The following is a 15154-nucleotide window of genomic DNA, read 5'->3' on the forward strand; positions in this document are numbered from 1 at the left end:
TCGTACGGTCAGTGCGGGGCGCGCCGGGCGGTCACCCTCCTCACCAGCGGCCAGGCGAGCAGCAGCAGGACGACCGTGTAGACGGTGACCGAGAACGGCGTGTTCAGCAGGCCGGTCAGGGAGCCGTCGCTGATCTGGAGGGCGCGGCGCAGCTGCTGTTCGGCGGCCGGGCCGAGGATGACGCCGATGACCGCCGGAAGGACCGGAAGGCCGTAGCGCCGCATCCCGAGTCCAATCAGGCCGATGACGAGCAGCACGACCAGGTCGAGGGCCTCGCCGCCCACCGCGTACGCGCCGACGGCGGCGAAGAAGAGGATGCCGGCGTACAGGTACGGGCGCGGGATGCGCAGCAGCTTGGCCCAGACGGGCGCGAGCGGCAGGTTGAGCGCGAGCAGCAGCACCATGCCGACGAACAGCGAGGCGATGAGGCCCCACACCAGCTCGGGCTCCCGCTCGAAGAGCAGCGGTCCCGGCTGGATGCCGTACTGCTGGAACGCGGCCAGCATCACGGCCGCGACGGCCGTCGTGGGCAGCCCGAGGGTCAGCATGGAGACGAGCGTGCCGGCGGCGGAGGCCGAGGCCGCCGATTCGGGTCCGGCCACGCCCTCGATGGCGCCCCTGCCGAACTGGTCCTTGTGCTTCGAGAGCCGCTTCTCCGTGACGTACGAGAGGAAGGTCGGGATCTCCGCGCCGCCGGCCGGGATCGCGCCGAACGGGAAGCCGATGAGGGGACCGCGCAGCCAGGACTTCCAGGTGCGCCGTACGTCGTCCTTGCCGAGCCAGGGGCGGCCGACCGGGATGGCCTCGCCCGAGGTGCGGCGCAGGTGCGCGGCGACCCACAGGGCCTCGCCGATCGCGAAGAGGCCGACCGCGACGATGACGACGTCGATGCCGTCGGCGAGCTGGAGCGAGCCGAAGGTGAGGCGCTGCTGCCCGGTCATCTGGTCGAGGCCGACCAGGCCGATGGTGAGGCCGATGAGCAGCGAGGCGAGGCCGCGGATGCGGGAGGAGCCGAGGACGGAGGTCACCGCGATGAAGGCGAGGACCATGAGGGCGAGGTAGTCGGGGGCGCCGATGTCGACGGCGAGCGCGGCGACGGTCGGGGCGAGGACGACGAGCAGGATCGTGCCGATCATGCCGCCGGCGAAGTGGCCGATGGCGGCGGCCGCGAGGGCCTGTGCGCCGCGCCCGGACTTGGCCATCGGATTGCCCTCGATGGCGGCGACGACGGCCGCGCTCTCGCCGGGGGTGTTGAGGAGGATCGAGGTGGTGGAGCCACCGAACATGGCGCCGTAGTAGATGCCGGCGAACATGATGAACGCGCCGGTCGGTTCGAGTCCGTAGGTCACCGGGAGCAGCAGGGCGACGGCCATGGCGGGGCCGATGCCGGGCAGGACGCCGATGGCGGTGCCGAGGAGCACGCCGATGGCGGCCCACAGCAGGTTGATCGGGGTGAGGGCGGTCCCGAAGCCGTCGATGAGGGAGTTCAGGGAATCCACGGGTCAGATCACTCCCATCAGCGGGCCGCCGGGCAGCGGGACGCCGAGCAGCCGGTCGAAGACGACGTAGGTGAGGAGGGAGAGGGCGGCCGCGATCAGCGGGGCGCGGGTGAGGTGGCGGCTGCCGAGGGCGTACGCCGCGCCCCAGAAGAGGAGGGCGCTGGCCACGGGGAAGCCGAGGGGGCCGATGAGGACGGCGAAGGCGAGGAAGACGCCGGCGAGGAGCAGGACGGTGCGCCAGTCGGCGGGTTCGGTCAGGTCGACGTCCTCGCCGCCCTCGGCCTGTCCCCGGCCGCCGCGCAGCACGTCGACGGTGAGGAGGACGGCGACGACGAGGAGGCCGCAGCCGACGACGAGGGGGACGGTGGCGGGGCCGACGGGGCCGCGTCCGGAGACGTCGGCGTCGAGGGTGAGGGCGTCGGTGAGGACGAGGACGCCGAGGAGGAACAGCAGAGCGCCGACGCCGAGTTCGGACCGCCCGCGCAGCACGTTCTTCACGGTGGTCTTCGCGGTGGGCTTCACGGTGGTGGTCACAGGCCGAGCTCCTTGAGGACGGAGCCGACCCGCCGGTCCTGCTCGGTGAGGAAGGTGCCGAACTCCGCGCCGGGCAGGAAGGCGTCGTTCCAGCCGTGGGTCTTCAGCGACTCGCGCCACTGCGGGGAGCCGTGCAGCTCGGTCACGAGGGTGACGAGCTTCTGGCGTTCGGCGTCGGAGAGGCCGGGCGGGGCGACGATGCCGCGCCAGTTGGTGAACTCGGTGTCGAGACCGGCCTCGCGGAGCGTGGGGGCGTCGAGGCCGGGGACCCGCTTCGGGCCGGTGACGGCGAGGAGGCGCAGCTCCCCCGCCTTGATCTGGTCGAGGTACTCGCCGACGCCGGAGACGCCGAAGCCGACCTTGTCGCCGAGGATCGAGGCGAGGAGCTCGCCGCCGCCGTCGAAGGGCACGTAGTTGACGTCCTTCGGCGCGATCCCGGCGGCCTGGGCCATCAGCATCGGGGCGAGGTGGTCGGGGCCGCCGGGCGAGGAGCCGCCGCCGACGGGCAGCTTGCCGGGGTCCTTCTTCCAGGCCGCGAGGAGCTCCTGGATGGTCTTGTACGGGGAGTCCTTGCCGACCACGACGATGTCCTGCTCCTCGGTGAGCCGGGCGATCGGGGTGGTGTCGGCGAGGGTCCTGGGCGTCTTGTTGGTGTGGACGGCGCCGACGACACCGAGGCCCATGGACATGGCGAGGCGGCCGTTGCCGCGCTCGCCGACGAGCCGGGTGAGGCCGACGGTGCCGCCCGCGCCGGGCAGGTTGAAGACCTCGACGTCGCCGGTGAGGCCGGCTTCCTCGGCGTTCTTCGCCGCGGTGCGGGCGGTGATGTCGTATCCGCCGCCGGGGGTGTTGGGGACCATGAAACGCAGGCCGGGTATCGCGGTGCCGGTGTCGGAGCCGGTGCCCGGGGTGAGCAGCGGTGGACCGACGAGGACCAGGAGAGCCGCCCCGAGGAGGGCGAAGGGGGTGCGCAACCGCACGTGTGCCGCCTCTCGTTCAGAGGGAAGGGGGGTGTGAGGTGGCCCACATGTTGCCCTCGCGTGAGGAAGCTGTCTCTCTTCCGCAATCAACGGACGTTGTGGTCGTTGTGGTCGGGACCTACCGTGGGTCGGCGTGACGAAGGTGCTGGTCGTGGACGACGACTTCATGGTCGCCAAGCTGCACTGCCGCTATGTGTCGGCGGTGGCGGGCTTCACCGTGGCCGGGGTCGCGCACAGCGGCACGGAGGCGCTCCGCGCGGCCGAACGGCTCCGCCCCGACCTGGTGCTCCTCGACGTCTTCCTGCCCGACATGGACGGGGTCCGGGTGCTGCGGGAGCTGCGCGCGGCCGGGCTGGGCATGGACGCGCTCTTCATCACGGCGGCGCGGGACGTGGGCACGATCCGCTCGGCGCTGCGCGCCGGGGCCCTGCACTATCTGATCAAGCCGTTCACGCAGGCGGCGCTGCACGAGCAGCTGCGGCATGTCGCCTCCCTCCGCAGCCGCCTCGACGAGCTCGACGAGGCCCGGCAGGAGGACGTCGACCAGATCTTCGGCACCCGCCCCCGCGGCTCCCGCGAACTCCCGAAGGGCCTCGCCGCGCACACGGCCGACCTGGTCGACTCCGTCCTGCGCGCCCACCCTGAGGGCCTGTCGGCGACGGAGTGCGCCGAACTGGGCTCCCTGTCCCGCGTGAGCGCCCGCCGCTACCTGGAGTACTTCGCGGAGACGGGCCGCGCGGAGGTCACGCTGCGGTACGGGGGGACGGGCCGCCCGGAGCGGCGGTACCGGCGGTTGGGCTAGCCGTTCCTCAGAGGGCTCTTTCCTCCGCCTTAACGGGGTCCTAAGGGCCGTCATCCGTGCTTCTTCCGGGGCTAGTTTGCGGGGCGTTCCCCCTCCGAAGGAGTACCCCGTGAGCTCACGCCGTACTGTCGCCGTCACCACCGCCGCTCTGGTCCTGTCCGGACTCGCCGCCTCTCCCGCTCTCGCGCACGGGTCGATGACCGACCCGGTGAGCCGGGTGTCGGCCTGTTACGCGGAGGGGCCCGAGGCGCCGAAGTCGGCGGCGTGCAAGGCGGCCGTGGCGGCGAGCGGGCCGCAGGCGTTCTACGACTGGAACGGGGTGAACATCGCCGACGCGGCCGGCCGGCACCGGCAGTTGATCCCGGACGGCAAGCTGTGCAGCGCGGGCAACGACAAGTACCGCGGGCTCGGCCTGGCGCGGGCCGACTGGCCGGCGAGCGGCATGACGTCCGGTGCGCACACCTTCCGGTACAAGGGGACCGCCCCGCACAAGGGCTCGTTCGCGCTGTACGTGACGAAGGACGGGTACGACCCGTCGAAGCCGCTGAAGTGGTCGGACCTGGAGGAGCAGCCGTTCGTGACGGTGACCGACCCGCGGATGGAGAACGGCGACTACGTGTTCCAGGGGACCGTGCCGCAGAAGTCCGGCCGTCATCTCATCTACTCGATCTGGCAGCGGTCCGACTCCCCCGAGGCGTTCTACACCTGCTCGGACGTGGTGTTCGGGCAGGACGGCGGCGGTACGGCCCCGGCGTCGACCGCTCCCGCCCCGACCACCCCCGCGCCCACCGCCTCCGCGCCCACCGAGGAGCAGATCGAGGACGGCGCGGACGAGTCGACGGTCGAGCACGGCGGGCACGGGGGTCACGGCGATCACGGGGCGACCCCCGACGCCCCCGCCCCCGCCCCCGCCCCCGCCCCCGGTTCGCCTTCCGGTGTGGCGCTGGCGGAGACGGGCGGCGACGCCACCACCCCGTATCTCGCGGTCGGTGGCGCCGCCGTGCTCGCGCTCGGTGCGGCGGTGCTCTTCGGGACGGCCCGGCGGCGCCGGACCCGGGGCTAGCCGACCACCGAGAGGCAGGTGGTCGGGGTCGCGTGGGCCGGGTCGAGGGCGTTGGCCACCTCGTGGAAGGTGACCCGGTCCACCGTGCCGATGGCCACGTGCTCGGACAGGTCGAGCGCGCACTTGTCCTGGATGAGGACGTTGGTGACGTTCGGGCCGGTCAGGAACTGGGAGCGGTACGGGGTGACGACCTCGTCGTACTGGCTCGCGATGACGTGGTAGCGGACCCCGGGGACGGTGTCGCCGCCCTCGTTGAGCTTCGTGATGAAGGCCGAGCCGGCGATCTGGTCGGCGAGGCCCGGGGTCGCGGAGCTGATGAGGTCCTCGGCGCCGGGGAAGTACGGCAGGAGCTTGGTGAGGCCGCTCAGGGTGGTGCCGTGGTTGTCGGGGGCGATGCCGACGAGCGTGTTCACCTTCTCGGCCCCGCCGAGGAACTTGAGGTACCAGCGGGGCATCATGCCGCCCTGCGAGTGTCCGACGAGGTCGGCCTCGGGGGCGCCGGTGGCGGCGAGGACCCGGTCGACGTAGGTGTCGAGCTGTCCGGCGGAGGCGGCGATGGGGCCGAGCCCGTTGAAGAGGGGCACGCCCGGCAGCTGGCCGTAGTCGAGGGAGAAGACGCAGTAGCCCCGGTTGACCAGGTAGGGGGCGAGGGCCAGCCAGTTGTCGACGGCGTTCCCGAAGGTGCCGTGGACGAGGACGACGGGGCGCGGGTGCGCGGCGGAGGGCTTGCAGGAGAAGTCGTTCCAGCCGCGGCTGGGGGCGGTGTCGGCCTGGGCGGCGGCGGTGGGGGCGAGGGTGGCGGCGGCGGTCAGGAGCAGGACGGACAGCGCTCTGACCGCGTGCTTCCAGGGCTTCCGGGGCAGCATCGGGCGATCTCCTTGCGGCTCAAGGGGAAGGTGGGGGTGCTGTGCCCTGCGGTCCGGACCACAAGTGGGGATGCTCTCCAGCCAAGCTACGCACGGGTAGCCTCGACTGGGAAGTTACGCGTCGGTAAAAAGTGATGTGTCGTCACGAGGCGCCGACGGGCGCGCGGTCAGCCGTTCGGCCTCCATCCGGGTCAGCCATTCGGCCCCCACCCGCCTGCGGGAACCCCTCCGACCCCGGAGCGTGGGGGCATGAGTCTCGTCGATGAACTGAAAAGCGCCGTCACCCCCCGAGCCGCCCTGCTGGTCGTCGGCGTCTTCGCCCTCCAGCTCCTGTTCATCGCCTCGTACGTCGGGGCCCTGCATGATCCGAAGCCCACGGACGTCCCCTTCGGCGTGGTCGCCCCCGGGCAGGCCGCGACCGTCCTGGAGGACCGGCTGGAGAAGCTACCCGGCGATCCCTTCGACCCGCGCGTGGTCGCGGACGAGGCCGAGGCGCGGGACCAGATCCTGAACCGGGACATCGACGGGGCCCTGATCGTCGACCCGCGGGGCCGCACCGACACCCTGCTCGTCGCCTCCGGCGGCGGAAAGGTGCTCGCCGTGACCCTGGAGGCGATGATCACGAAGCTGGAGGCGGCCAACCAGCGCCTCGTGCGGACCGTCGACGTGGCCCCCTCCTCCTCCCAGGACTTCAACGGCCTCTCCGCCTTCTACCTGGTCATCGGCTGGTGCGTCGGCGGCTACATCTGCGCCGCGATCCTGGCGATCAGCGCGGGCGCACGGCCCGCGAACCGGGAGCGTGCGATCATCCGCCTCGGGGCCCTGGCGCTCTACGCGGTCCTCGGCGGTCTCGGCGGCGCGATCATCGTCGGTCCGATCCTCGGCGCCCTGCCCGGCAGCGTCGCGGCTTTGTGGGGCCTGGGCACCCTGGTGGTCTTCGCCGTCGGCGCCGCCACCCTGGCGCTCCAGTCCGTCTTCGGGATCGTCGGCATCGGCCTGGCGATCCTGCTCATCGTGATCGCGGGCAATCCCAGCGCGGGCGGCGCCTTCCCGCTGCCGATGCTGCCGCCGTTCTGGAGGGCGATCGGCCCGTACCTGCCGCCGGGCGCGGGCACCTGGGCGGCGCGTTCGATCGCGTACTTCAAGGGCAACGACATGACCGCCTCGATGGTGGTCCTGTCGGTGTGGGCGATGGTCGGCGCGGCCGTGACCCTGGTGATGTCCTCGGTGAAACGGGAGCCGACGGCGGAGCGGATCCCTCCGGAGGCCCCGGAGGCTCCGGAGCGTTTGTAGAAAAGATGCACAAGGCCCCCCGCGCCGCTACGGGGGGCCTTGTACATACCTGGACCGGGGGGATCAGTAGACGTTGACCCCGTACGCGCTCAGCGCCTCCGTCACGGGCTGGAAGAAGGTCGTCCCGCCCGAGGAGCAGTTGCCGCTGCCGCCCGAGGTGAGACCGATCGCCTTGCTGCCCGAGTAGAGCGGGCCGCCGGAGTCGCCGGGTTCGGCGCAGACGTTGGTCTGGATCATGCCGTAGACGATGTCGCCGCCGCCGTAGTTCACGGTGGCGTTGAGGCCGGTCACCGTGCCGCTGTGGATGCCGGTGGTGGAGCCGCGGCGGGTGACGGACATGCCGACGGTGGCGTTGGCGGCGCTGGTGATGTCGACGCTGCCGACCGTGCCGGACTTGGTCACCGAGGTGTTGGTGTAGCGCACGATGCCGTAGTCGTTGGTCGGGAAGCTCGACCCGGCGGTGGAGCCGAGGACGGTCGAGTGCGAGGAGTTGGACCACCAGGTGCCCGCGCCGTCGGTGCAGTGGCCGGCGGTGAGGAAGTAGTAGTTCCCCGCGCTGTCCTTGACGTTGAAGCCGAGCGAGCAGCGCCAGCTGCTCGCGTAGATGGCGTCGCCGCCGGAGATCAGCTTGTTGAACGTGCCGGGGGTGCGCTCGATGCGCAGCGCACCGGCGTTGGCCCCGGCCTTGTGCTTGATCCTGGCGATCTCGGCCTGGGAGACGGTGGAGTCGGCGGTGACGACGACCTGGCCGGTGGCGGTGTCGACGCGCCAGGCGGTGCCGGCCACGTCGGCGGCGAGGACGGCGTCGCCCGCCGCGGAGAGCTGGGTGGCGCTGAACGTCTGCGCGGAGTCGGCGCTGGCGGTGGGGACGCCGAGCGTCGCGGCGGCGGCGACGAGACCGGCGGTGAGGGCGAGCAGCCGGAACTTCTTCGTGGGGGTGGTCACTTCTTGTTCCTCCTGTGGGGGGGGATCAGTGGGTGTCCGTGCGGGGATCAGAAGAGGCTGACGTTGTACTTGGCGAGGGCCTCCGGCACAGGCTGGAAGAAGGTGGTGCCGCCGGTCCGGCAGTCGCCGCTGCCGCCGGAGGTGAGGCCGAGCGCCTTGGTGCCGTCGTACATCGCACCGCCCGAGTCGCCGGGCTCGGCGCAGACGTTGGTCTGGATGAGGCCCTTCACGGTGCCGCCGCTGGAGTAGTGGACGGTGGCGTTGAGGCCGGTGACCGTGCCGCCGTGGGTGCCGGTGGTGGAGCCGGTGCGCTTGACGGACTCGCCCACGTAGGCGTCGGCGGCGGTGAAGCCGCCGGTGTGGGTGAGCGAGGCGTTGTCGTAGCGGACCAGGGCGTAGTCGTTGCCCGGGAAGCTGGAGCCGACGGTGGCGCCGATCAGGGTCGACTGCGCCGAGCTGGTGTACCAGGCGTTGGCCACGTTGCCGCAGTGGCCGGCGGTGAGGAAGTAGTACGTGGAGCCGCTGCGCACGTTGAAGCCGAGCGAACAGCGGTAGCCGCCGCCGTAGATGGCGTCCCCGGCCGCGAGCAGGGGCTTGAAGACGCCGGGGGTGCGCTGGACCCGGAGCGCCCCGGCGTCGGCGCCGGCCGCTCTCCGGATCTTGGCGAGTCCGGCGTCGGTGACGGTGGAGTCCGCGGTGACGACGACCCGGCCCGATGCCTGGTCGACGTACCAGGCGGTGCCGCCGACCCCGGCGGCCTCGACGGCGGCGTCGGCGCGGGCGAGCTGGGCGGCTCCGGCGGGGCCGGGCACGGGGGCGGCCTGGGCGCCGGGGAGTCCGAGGGCGGTCGCGGCGGCGAGGCCGGCGGCGACGGCGAGCAGACGGGTGCGGGTGTTCCTCACTTTGCTCCTCACATTTCTCCTTCTGGGAAAAGCGGAGGGGCCCGTGGATGACGGGCCCGTGAGGCGCCATCAGGTGACGTGTTCCTGACATGCACCGCCAGTGATAGTGGCCCTCCCGGAGCGGACGCACAAGACCGCCGTACGGACGGGAGCCCCCGGCCTTCCCGGCCGGGGGCTCACCGCCGCGGAAAAAACCTGGTCAGGCCGGGTTCAGCCGCCGCTCCCCCGCCGCCACGGCGGTGTCGAGCGTGTTCCCGGGCGGCGGGAAGGGGCAGATGAAGTGGTCCGCGAAGGCACACGGCGGCAGCAGGGCGCGGTTGAAGTCCACCGTCACCGAACCGTCCGACGCCGGGGCCTCGGGCCGCAGGAAACGGAAGCGGTAGCTGTCGCGGCCGCTGGTGGCGTCCGCGAAGACCGCCCACAGGGTGCCGTCGTCCTCGACGGCCACCTGCAGGACGTGCTCGCCGCCGTGCAGCTCGAAGACCAGCTCCCCGGAGAGCCCGAGACCGCGCTCCCGGCCGTCGGCGTTCTCCACCCGCACGCTGCGCGTCTCGGCGTACGGCCGGAACACACCGGGCACCACCCAGCGCTCGTCGTACGGGGTGGCCTCGATGCCCCGGAAGGCACTGCGCGCCTCCGAGCCGGGGTCGAAGTCCCGTACGGCCCAGAGCCCTTCGCGCCGCAGCACCACGAGCCGCCGGCCCGCCGACTCGACCCGGGACTCGTGGATCGGGCCGTGGTCGGCGGTGAGCCGGACCGTGCCGGCGAAGGGCTTGCCGTCGACGGTGAGCCCGTCCTCGGCGCCCGCCGTCAGGACCACCTCGTCACCGTCCTCCCGCCACTCGCCGGGAACGGCCGGAATGCGCCCCTCGGGGAAGTCGGCGAGCCAGTGGGTGCCCGTGAGGGAGAGCGGGCCGTACGAGGAGGCGACGGCCGCCTCCCGCTGCTCGTGCCAGTGCTGCCAGTCCTGCTGTGGATCCGTGCTCATGGTGTGTCACCTTTCCATACGGGCTCGGGAAGCCCGAGGTGCGACCGCAACGTGGTGCCCGCGTACTCCGTACGGAAGACCCCGCGTTCCTGGAGCAGCGGCACGACCCGGTCGACGAAGTCGTCGAGGCCGCCGGGGGTGAGGTGCGGGACGAGGATGAAGCCGTCGGCGGCGTCCGTGGCGACGAACTCCTCCAGGGCCGCCGCGACGGTCGCCGGGGAGCCCACGAAGGACTGCCGGCTGCCGGTCTCGATGACGGTCTGCCGGATCGAGAGCCCCTTCTCCTCCGACAGCGCCCGCCACTTCCTGGCCACCCCCACCGGGTCGGCGACCCGCACCCGGCCCTGGACGAGCACGGAGTCCGGGTCGGGATCGATGTCCGGAAGCGGCCCGTCGGGGTCGTATCCGGACAGATCGCGGCCCCAGACCTGTTCGAGCGCGAGGATCGCGTTCTGCGGGGAGACCTGCTGCCGACGGATCTCGGCCGCCCGCTCCTGTGCGTCGGCATCACTGTCGCCGAGGACGTACGTCACCCCCGGCATGATCTTCAGGTCGTCGGGCCGCCTCCCGTACCGGGCGAGCCGCCCCTTGACGTCGGCGTAGAACTCCCGCCCGGCCTCCAGGGTGGAATGCCTCGTGAAAATCACATCAGCGGCGGAGGCCGCGAACTCCCGCCCCTCACCGGAGTCCCCGGCCTGGATGACGACCGGCTGCCCCTGCGGAGAGCGCGGTACGGGGAACCGGCCCTCGATCCGGAACTGGGGCCCGCTGTGCGCGAAGGTCCCCGGCTCCCCGCCCGGGGTCCAGGAATCCCACAACTCCCGCACCACGCCGAGGAACTCGGCCGCACGCGTGTACCGATCGGCGCGGTCCAGGAAGCCCCCGCGCCGGAAGTTCTCGCCGGTGAACGCGTCGGACGAGGTGACCACGTTCCAGGCGGCCCGGCCGGCACTCAGATGGTCGAGCGAGGCGAGCCGCCGGGCCAGTTCGTACGGCTCGTTGAAGGTGGCGTTCACGGTGGCGGCCAGACCGAGCCGGTCGGTGACGGCGGCGAGCGCGTTCAGAACGGTGATCGACTCGGGCCGCCCGACGACGTCGAGGTCGTGGATGCGCCCCGCGTGCTCGCGCAGCCGCAGCCCCTCGGCGAGGAAGAAGAAGTCGAAGAGCCCCCGCTCCGCGGTCCTGGCCAGATGCTCGAACGAGGAGAAGTCGATCTGCGAACCGGACCGCGGATCGGACCAAACCGTAGTGGAGTTGACACCGGGAAAATGCGCGGCGAGATGGACCTGCTTCTTGCCCCGGCTCATACGGACACCCCCGTCGTCGCGTACTGACTGACGGGCCGGGCGAGCCCCAGATGATCGCGGAGAGTGACACCCTCATAATCCGCGCGAAACAGCCCACGCTCCCTGAGCCGGGTCACGGTCCCCGCCACGAACCGCTCCAGATCCCGCTCGGGCACGGCCGGCACGAGGTGGAACCCGTCGACGGCGCCGCCCCCGTGCCAGCCGGCGATGAGCTCGGCGAGAGCCCCGGCCCCACCCTCGTACGCGTCGAAATCAACAGTCAGCGAGAGCAGAACGCGCAACTGCCCGGGATCCCGACCGTGGGCGCGGGCCCCCCGGTGCAGTTCGGCACGGAGGGCGGCGGCCTCCTCCGCCGAGGCGGCCCGGACGAGGGCGACATCGGCGTGGTGGGCGGCGGTGTCCCGGGCGGCGGGGCGGGTGGCGTCGACGACGGTCACCGGGTTGCCCTGCGGGGGCCGGGGCACGGTCGAGGGCCCCTTGACCGAGAAGGTCGCCCCTTGGAAGTTCACGTGATGCAGCTTGCGGCGGTCGATGAACCGTCCGGTGGCCACGTCCCGTATCTCGGCGTCGTCCTCCCAGCTGTCCCACAGCTTCCGGGACACCTCGGCGACCTCGCCCGCCTCCTGCCAGAGCTCGGCGGTGGGCGGCGCGGGACGACGGCCGAGGAGCCGGGCCTCGGCCCCGGTCGGGGAGACCGCGATCCGCCAGCCCGCCCGGCCCCGGCTCACCCAGTCGAGGGTGGCGACGGCGGCCTGGACGTGGAAGGGCTCGGTATGCGTGGTGGTGACGGTCGGCACGAGACCGACCGATCGGGTCTCGGGGGCGACCCGGGCGAGCACGGCGAGCGCGTCGAGACCGGGCCCGGCGAAGGAGTCGTCATGGGTGAGGAAGTCGAGCGCGGCGGCCTCGGCGAGCCGGGCGAGCGCGACGGTACGGGCGGCGGTGCCGGGGTCGGCCCGCCCGGAGCCGGCGACGAGCTCGGCGGCGAGGTGAAGCGGTCGGGTACTGGTCATACGGTCTCTCTCAATACGTGGCTCGGAGCAAATCCCGCCCCGGGTCCGGAAGACAACGACGGCGGGAGGGGCCGGGGACGGAGCGGGGAGGCGGTGTCCGGACGTAAAAGCGTCTTGAACTCGCGCGAAGCGCGGTGAGACGCACTCCGGACACCGCCTCCCCGCTCCGTCCCCGCCCCCGGCCCACCGGCCCGGGCCCGGGTGCGGAACGAGGTTCAGCTCTTGGTGCGGGGCAGCCCGGGCGGGTTGATCTCCGACTTCGGCACCGCCTCCGTGCTCAGCCCCCACCGCTTGAGGACCTGCGCGTACGTACCGTTCTCGATGAGGTGGTCGATGGCGGCGGCGTAGGCGGCGACGAGGCCGCTGTCCTTCTTCGTGGTGGCCGCGATCTTGCCCTGGAGTCCGGCACCGGCCCCGGAGAACTTGCCGACGGCCTCGGTCTGTCCGGCGGAGGCCACGTGGTACGCGACGGTGGGGTTGGGCCCGAGGTAGCCGTCGATCCGGCCGGACTGGAGGGCGAGGTAGTAGTCGGTCGTGTTGTCGTAGTACTTGATGTCGACGCCCTTGCGGCCGGCCTTCTCGTTCTGCTTGGACCAGTCGACGAGGATCTTCTCCTGGTTGGTGCCGGAGCCGACGGCGATCCGCTTGCCGGACACGTCCTCGGGGCCCTTCACCGTCCAGCCGGACCCCTTCTTCGCCTCGAAGGCGAGGTCGTCGAGCCGGTAGGTCGCGAAGTCGTACTTGTCCTTGCGCTCCTCGGTGACGGTGACGTTGGAGAAGACGGCGTCGTACTTGCCGCTGTCCAGACCGACGAAGAGGTTCTCCCAGGAGACGGGGTTGAACTCGGGCTTCAGGCCGAGGGTGTCGGAGACCAGGGTGGCGAGGTCGAGCTCGACACCGATCAGCGTCTTGTCGTCGGTGGCGCGGAAGGCGAGCGGCGGGTTGCTCTTGGCGGAGACGCCGAGGATCAGAGTGCCTCTCTTCCTGACGGCCTCGGGCAGCTTGCCGGCGATGGCATCGACCTTGGCGGTGTGGATGCGGTTCTGGTTGGGACCGACGTTGATGCCGGTGTCCTTCTGGCCCTCCGGCTTGATCTGCTCGACGGCGGCGTCGCCCGAGCCGCAGGCGGTGAGGACTCCGAGGGCGGTGAGCGAGGCGAGGGCGGCGAGAACGGTACGACGGGTCTTCATGGCGGTACTGCTCCTTTGATTGAACGGGGGGTCAGAGAACCTTGGAGAGAAAGGCGCGGGTCCGCTCGTGGCGGGGGCTGTCGAGGACCTCGGCCGGCGAGCCCTGCTCGACGATCCGGCCCTCGTCCATGAAGACCACGGTGTCGGCGACCTCGCGGGCGAAGCCGATCTCGTGGGTGACGACGATCATGGTGGTGCCGGAGGCGGCCAGGTCCTTGATGACGTCGAGGACCTCGCCGACGAGTTCGGGGTCGAGCGCGGAGGTCGGCTCGTCGAAGAGGAGCAGGCTCGGTTCCAGGGCGAGCGCGCGGGCGATGGCGACCCGCTGCTGCTGTCCGCCGGAGAGCTGCTTGGGGTAGGCCGCCGCCTTGTCGGCGAGGCCGACGCGTTCGAGCAGGGCCAGGGCCGTGGCCTCGGCGTCCTTGCGGGGCCGCTTCAGGGCCGAGACGGGCGCCTCGACGATGTTCTCGAGGACGGTGAGGTGCGGGAAGAGGTGGAAGTTCTGGAAGACGAAGCCGATCCGGGTGCGCTGCTTGAGGATCTCGCGCTCGCGCAGTTCGTAGAGCTTGTTCCCGGAGCGGCGGTAGCCGACGAGGACGCCGTCGACGCCGACCGTGCCGCTGTCGACCTTCTCCAGGTGGTTGATGGTCCGCAGCAGGGTGGACTTGCCGGAGCCCGAGGGGCCGAGGACGACGGTGACCTCGCCGGCCCGGACGTCGAGGTCGATGCCGCGCAGGACGTGGAGGGCGCCGAAGTGCTTGTGGACGGCGCGGATCTCGACCTTGGCGGTGGCGGCGTTCCCGTCGGCGGCCTCGGCGGCCTCTGCGGGGACGGCGGCGGGGTCGGCGGGGCCGGCGGTCTTGGTGACGGAGCTCATCGGGCGCTCCCCTTCGCGTAGTGGCGTTCGACGTAGTGCTGGACGACGGAGAGCACGGTGGTGAGCAGGACGTACCAGGCGGTGGCGACCATGAGGAGCGGGACGACACGTCCGTTGCGGCCGTAGACGACCTGGACCTGGTAGAAGAGTTCGCCGATCGCCATGACGGAGACGATCGAGGTGCCCTTGAAGAGCGAGATGATCTCGTTGGCGGCGTTGGGCAGGATCGAGCGCATCGCCTGCGGCAGCACGATCCGCCGCACCTGCCGGAGCCTGGGGATGCCGAGGGAGGCAGCGGCCTCCAACTGGCCCTCGTCCACGGCGAGTACGCCGCCGCGGACGATCTCCGCCGCGTAGGCCGCCTGGTGGAGGGCGAGCCCGAGGACGGCAGCGCTCATCTCGCCGACGAGGCCCATCGTGTCGAAGGAGAGGAAGCTCGGTCCGAAGGGGATGCCGATGCTCAGTTCCTTGTAGAGGTAGGCCAGGTTGAACCAGAAGAGCAGCTGGACGATGAGCGGGATGGAGCGGAAGGCCCAGATGTAGCCGAAGGCGACCGCCCGCAGGAACGGGCTGGCGGACAGGCGCATGAAGGCGAGAACAATGCCGATCGCGAAGCCGAGCGCGGTGCCGTAGAAGGTGAGCTGGAGGGTGATCCAGACGGCGTGGAGGATCGTCTCGGTGGTGAAGAAGGCGGCGAAGACGTCCCATTCCCAGCCGGGGTTGGTGACGAGCCCGTGGACGAACTGGACGAGCAGGACGGCGGTGGCGGCGACGGCCGCCCAGCGCCAGGGGTGGCGCACGGGTACGACGACGAGTGCGGGCGCGGTGGGCTCCGGCTCCTTCGTCACGGGGGCGGTGACGGGCGGATCGCTGGTGAGAGACATGGCGGTTCCTC

At 71.6% G+C, this 15154-nt stretch carries 15 protein-coding genes; 3 read left to right on the forward strand and 12 right to left on the reverse strand.

The window, feature by feature from the left end:
- Positions 1-8: 8 nt before the first annotated feature.
- The 3 genes from SVTN_RS08220 to SVTN_RS08230 are packed head-to-tail and all read right to left on the reverse strand — an operon-like array spanning position 9 to position 3013.
- Positions 9-1499, reverse strand: coding sequence for a tripartite tricarboxylate transporter permease (locus SVTN_RS08220; RefSeq protein WP_041128471.1), 1491 nt, complete (start codon positions 1497-1499; stop codon positions 9-11).
- 3 nt (positions 1500-1502) lie between these two features.
- Positions 1503-2033: a tripartite tricarboxylate transporter TctB family protein gene (locus SVTN_RS08225; protein WP_041128472.1), complete on the reverse strand. Its 531-nt coding sequence runs from the start codon at positions 2031-2033 to the stop codon at positions 1503-1505.
- Complete coding sequence (locus SVTN_RS08230) at positions 2030-3013, reverse strand: Bug family tripartite tricarboxylate transporter substrate binding protein (protein WP_041128473.1); 984 nt, start codon at positions 3011-3013, stop codon at positions 2030-2032. Before SVTN_RS08230 ends, SVTN_RS08225 begins: the two co-directional genes overlap by 4 nt.
- Before the next feature lie 133 nt (positions 3014-3146).
- Between SVTN_RS08230 and SVTN_RS08235 the strand changes: the two genes are divergently transcribed.
- Positions 3147-3815: a response regulator gene (locus SVTN_RS08235; protein ID WP_078908252.1), complete on the forward strand. Its 669-nt coding sequence runs from the start codon at positions 3147-3149 to the stop codon at positions 3813-3815.
- Between the two features lie 109 nt (positions 3816-3924).
- Entirely contained in the window at positions 3925-4878 is a 954-nt protein-coding gene (locus SVTN_RS08240) for a lytic polysaccharide monooxygenase auxiliary activity family 9 protein (protein WP_041128474.1), read from the forward strand.
- Here SVTN_RS08240 and SVTN_RS08245 read toward each other — a convergent pair.
- Complete coding sequence (locus tag SVTN_RS08245) at positions 4875-5744, reverse strand: esterase/lipase family protein (protein ID WP_041128475.1); 870 nt, start codon at positions 5742-5744, stop codon at positions 4875-4877. The genes SVTN_RS08240 and SVTN_RS08245 overlap by 4 nt on opposite strands.
- Positions 5745-5993: 249 nt before the next feature.
- Between SVTN_RS08245 and SVTN_RS08250 the strand changes: the two genes are divergently transcribed.
- Entirely contained in the window at positions 5994-7037 is a 1044-nt protein-coding gene (locus tag SVTN_RS08250; RefSeq protein ID WP_041128476.1) for an ABC-2 transporter permease, read from the forward strand.
- Positions 7038-7100: 63 nt separating this feature from the next.
- On the opposite strand, the gene SVTN_RS08255 is transcribed toward SVTN_RS08250, so the two are convergent.
- The 8 genes from SVTN_RS08255 to SVTN_RS08290 form a co-directional block, all read right to left on the reverse strand.
- Positions 7101-7982: a S1 family peptidase gene (locus SVTN_RS08255; RefSeq protein WP_041128477.1), complete on the reverse strand. Its 882-nt coding sequence runs from the start codon at positions 7980-7982 to the stop codon at positions 7101-7103.
- Positions 7983-8029: 47 nt separating this feature from the next.
- Entirely contained in the window at positions 8030-8884 is an 855-nt protein-coding gene (locus tag SVTN_RS08260) for a S1 family peptidase (protein ID WP_041128478.1), read from the reverse strand.
- A gap of 199 nt (positions 8885-9083) precedes the next feature.
- Positions 9084-9872 carry a DUF1684 domain-containing protein gene (locus SVTN_RS08265; RefSeq protein ID WP_041128479.1) on the reverse strand — a complete coding sequence of 263 codons (789 nt, stop codon included), beginning with the start codon at positions 9870-9872 and terminating at the stop codon, positions 9084-9086.
- Positions 9869-11179 carry an NtaA/DmoA family FMN-dependent monooxygenase gene (locus tag SVTN_RS08270; RefSeq protein ID WP_041128480.1) on the reverse strand — a complete coding sequence of 437 codons (1311 nt, stop codon included), beginning with the start codon at positions 11177-11179 and terminating at the stop codon, positions 9869-9871. Before SVTN_RS08270 ends, SVTN_RS08265 begins: the two co-directional genes overlap by 4 nt.
- Complete coding sequence (locus tag SVTN_RS08275) at positions 11176-12192, reverse strand: LLM class flavin-dependent oxidoreductase (protein ID WP_041128481.1); 1017 nt, start codon at positions 12190-12192, stop codon at positions 11176-11178. Before SVTN_RS08275 ends, SVTN_RS08270 begins: the two co-directional genes overlap by 4 nt.
- Before the next feature lie 215 nt (positions 12193-12407).
- Positions 12408-13382: an ABC transporter substrate-binding protein gene (locus SVTN_RS08280; protein ID WP_041128482.1), complete on the reverse strand. Its 975-nt coding sequence runs from the start codon at positions 13380-13382 to the stop codon at positions 12408-12410.
- Between the two features lie 31 nt (positions 13383-13413).
- Positions 13414-14259: an amino acid ABC transporter ATP-binding protein gene (locus tag SVTN_RS08285; RefSeq protein WP_245727477.1), complete on the reverse strand. Its 846-nt coding sequence runs from the start codon at positions 14257-14259 to the stop codon at positions 13414-13416.
- Complete coding sequence (locus SVTN_RS08290) at positions 14256-15143, reverse strand: amino acid ABC transporter permease (RefSeq protein WP_041128483.1); 888 nt, start codon at positions 15141-15143, stop codon at positions 14256-14258. The genes SVTN_RS08285 and SVTN_RS08290 overlap by 4 nt, the downstream gene beginning before the upstream one ends.
- Between the last annotated feature and the right edge of the window lie 11 nt (positions 15144-15154).

The organism is Streptomyces vietnamensis (genome assembly GCF_000830005.1).
In the GTDB taxonomy this organism is placed as follows: domain Bacteria; phylum Actinomycetota; class Actinomycetes; order Streptomycetales; family Streptomycetaceae; genus Streptomyces; species Streptomyces vietnamensis.

Excerpts from the sequence above, each read along its gene's own strand:
- SVTN_RS08245 (WP_041128475.1), bottom strand. The coding sequence starts at position 5,744 with ATGCTGCCCCGGAAGCCCTGGAAGCACGCGGTCAGAGCGCTGTCCGTC.
- SVTN_RS08250 (WP_041128476.1), top strand. The coding sequence starts at position 5,994 with ATGAGTCTCGTCGATGAACTGAAAAGCGCCGTCACCCCCCGAGCCGCC.
- SVTN_RS08265 (WP_041128479.1), bottom strand. The coding sequence starts at position 9,872 with ATGAGCACGGATCCACAGCAGGACTGGCAGCACTGGCACGAGCAGCGG.
- SVTN_RS08270 (WP_041128480.1), bottom strand. The coding sequence starts at position 11,179 with ATGAGCCGGGGCAAGAAGCAGGTCCATCTCGCCGCGCATTTTCCCGGT.
- SVTN_RS08275 (WP_041128481.1), bottom strand. The coding sequence starts at position 12,192 with ATGACCAGTACCCGACCGCTTCACCTCGCCGCCGAGCTCGTCGCCGGC.
- SVTN_RS08280 (WP_041128482.1), bottom strand. The coding sequence starts at position 13,382 with ATGAAGACCCGTCGTACCGTTCTCGCCGCCCTCGCCTCGCTCACCGCC.
- SVTN_RS08285 (WP_245727477.1), bottom strand. The coding sequence starts at position 14,259 with ATGAGCTCCGTCACCAAGACCGCCGGCCCCGCCGACCCCGCCGCCGTC.
- SVTN_RS08290 (WP_041128483.1), bottom strand. The coding sequence starts at position 15,143 with ATGTCTCTCACCAGCGATCCGCCCGTCACCGCCCCCGTGACGAAGGAG.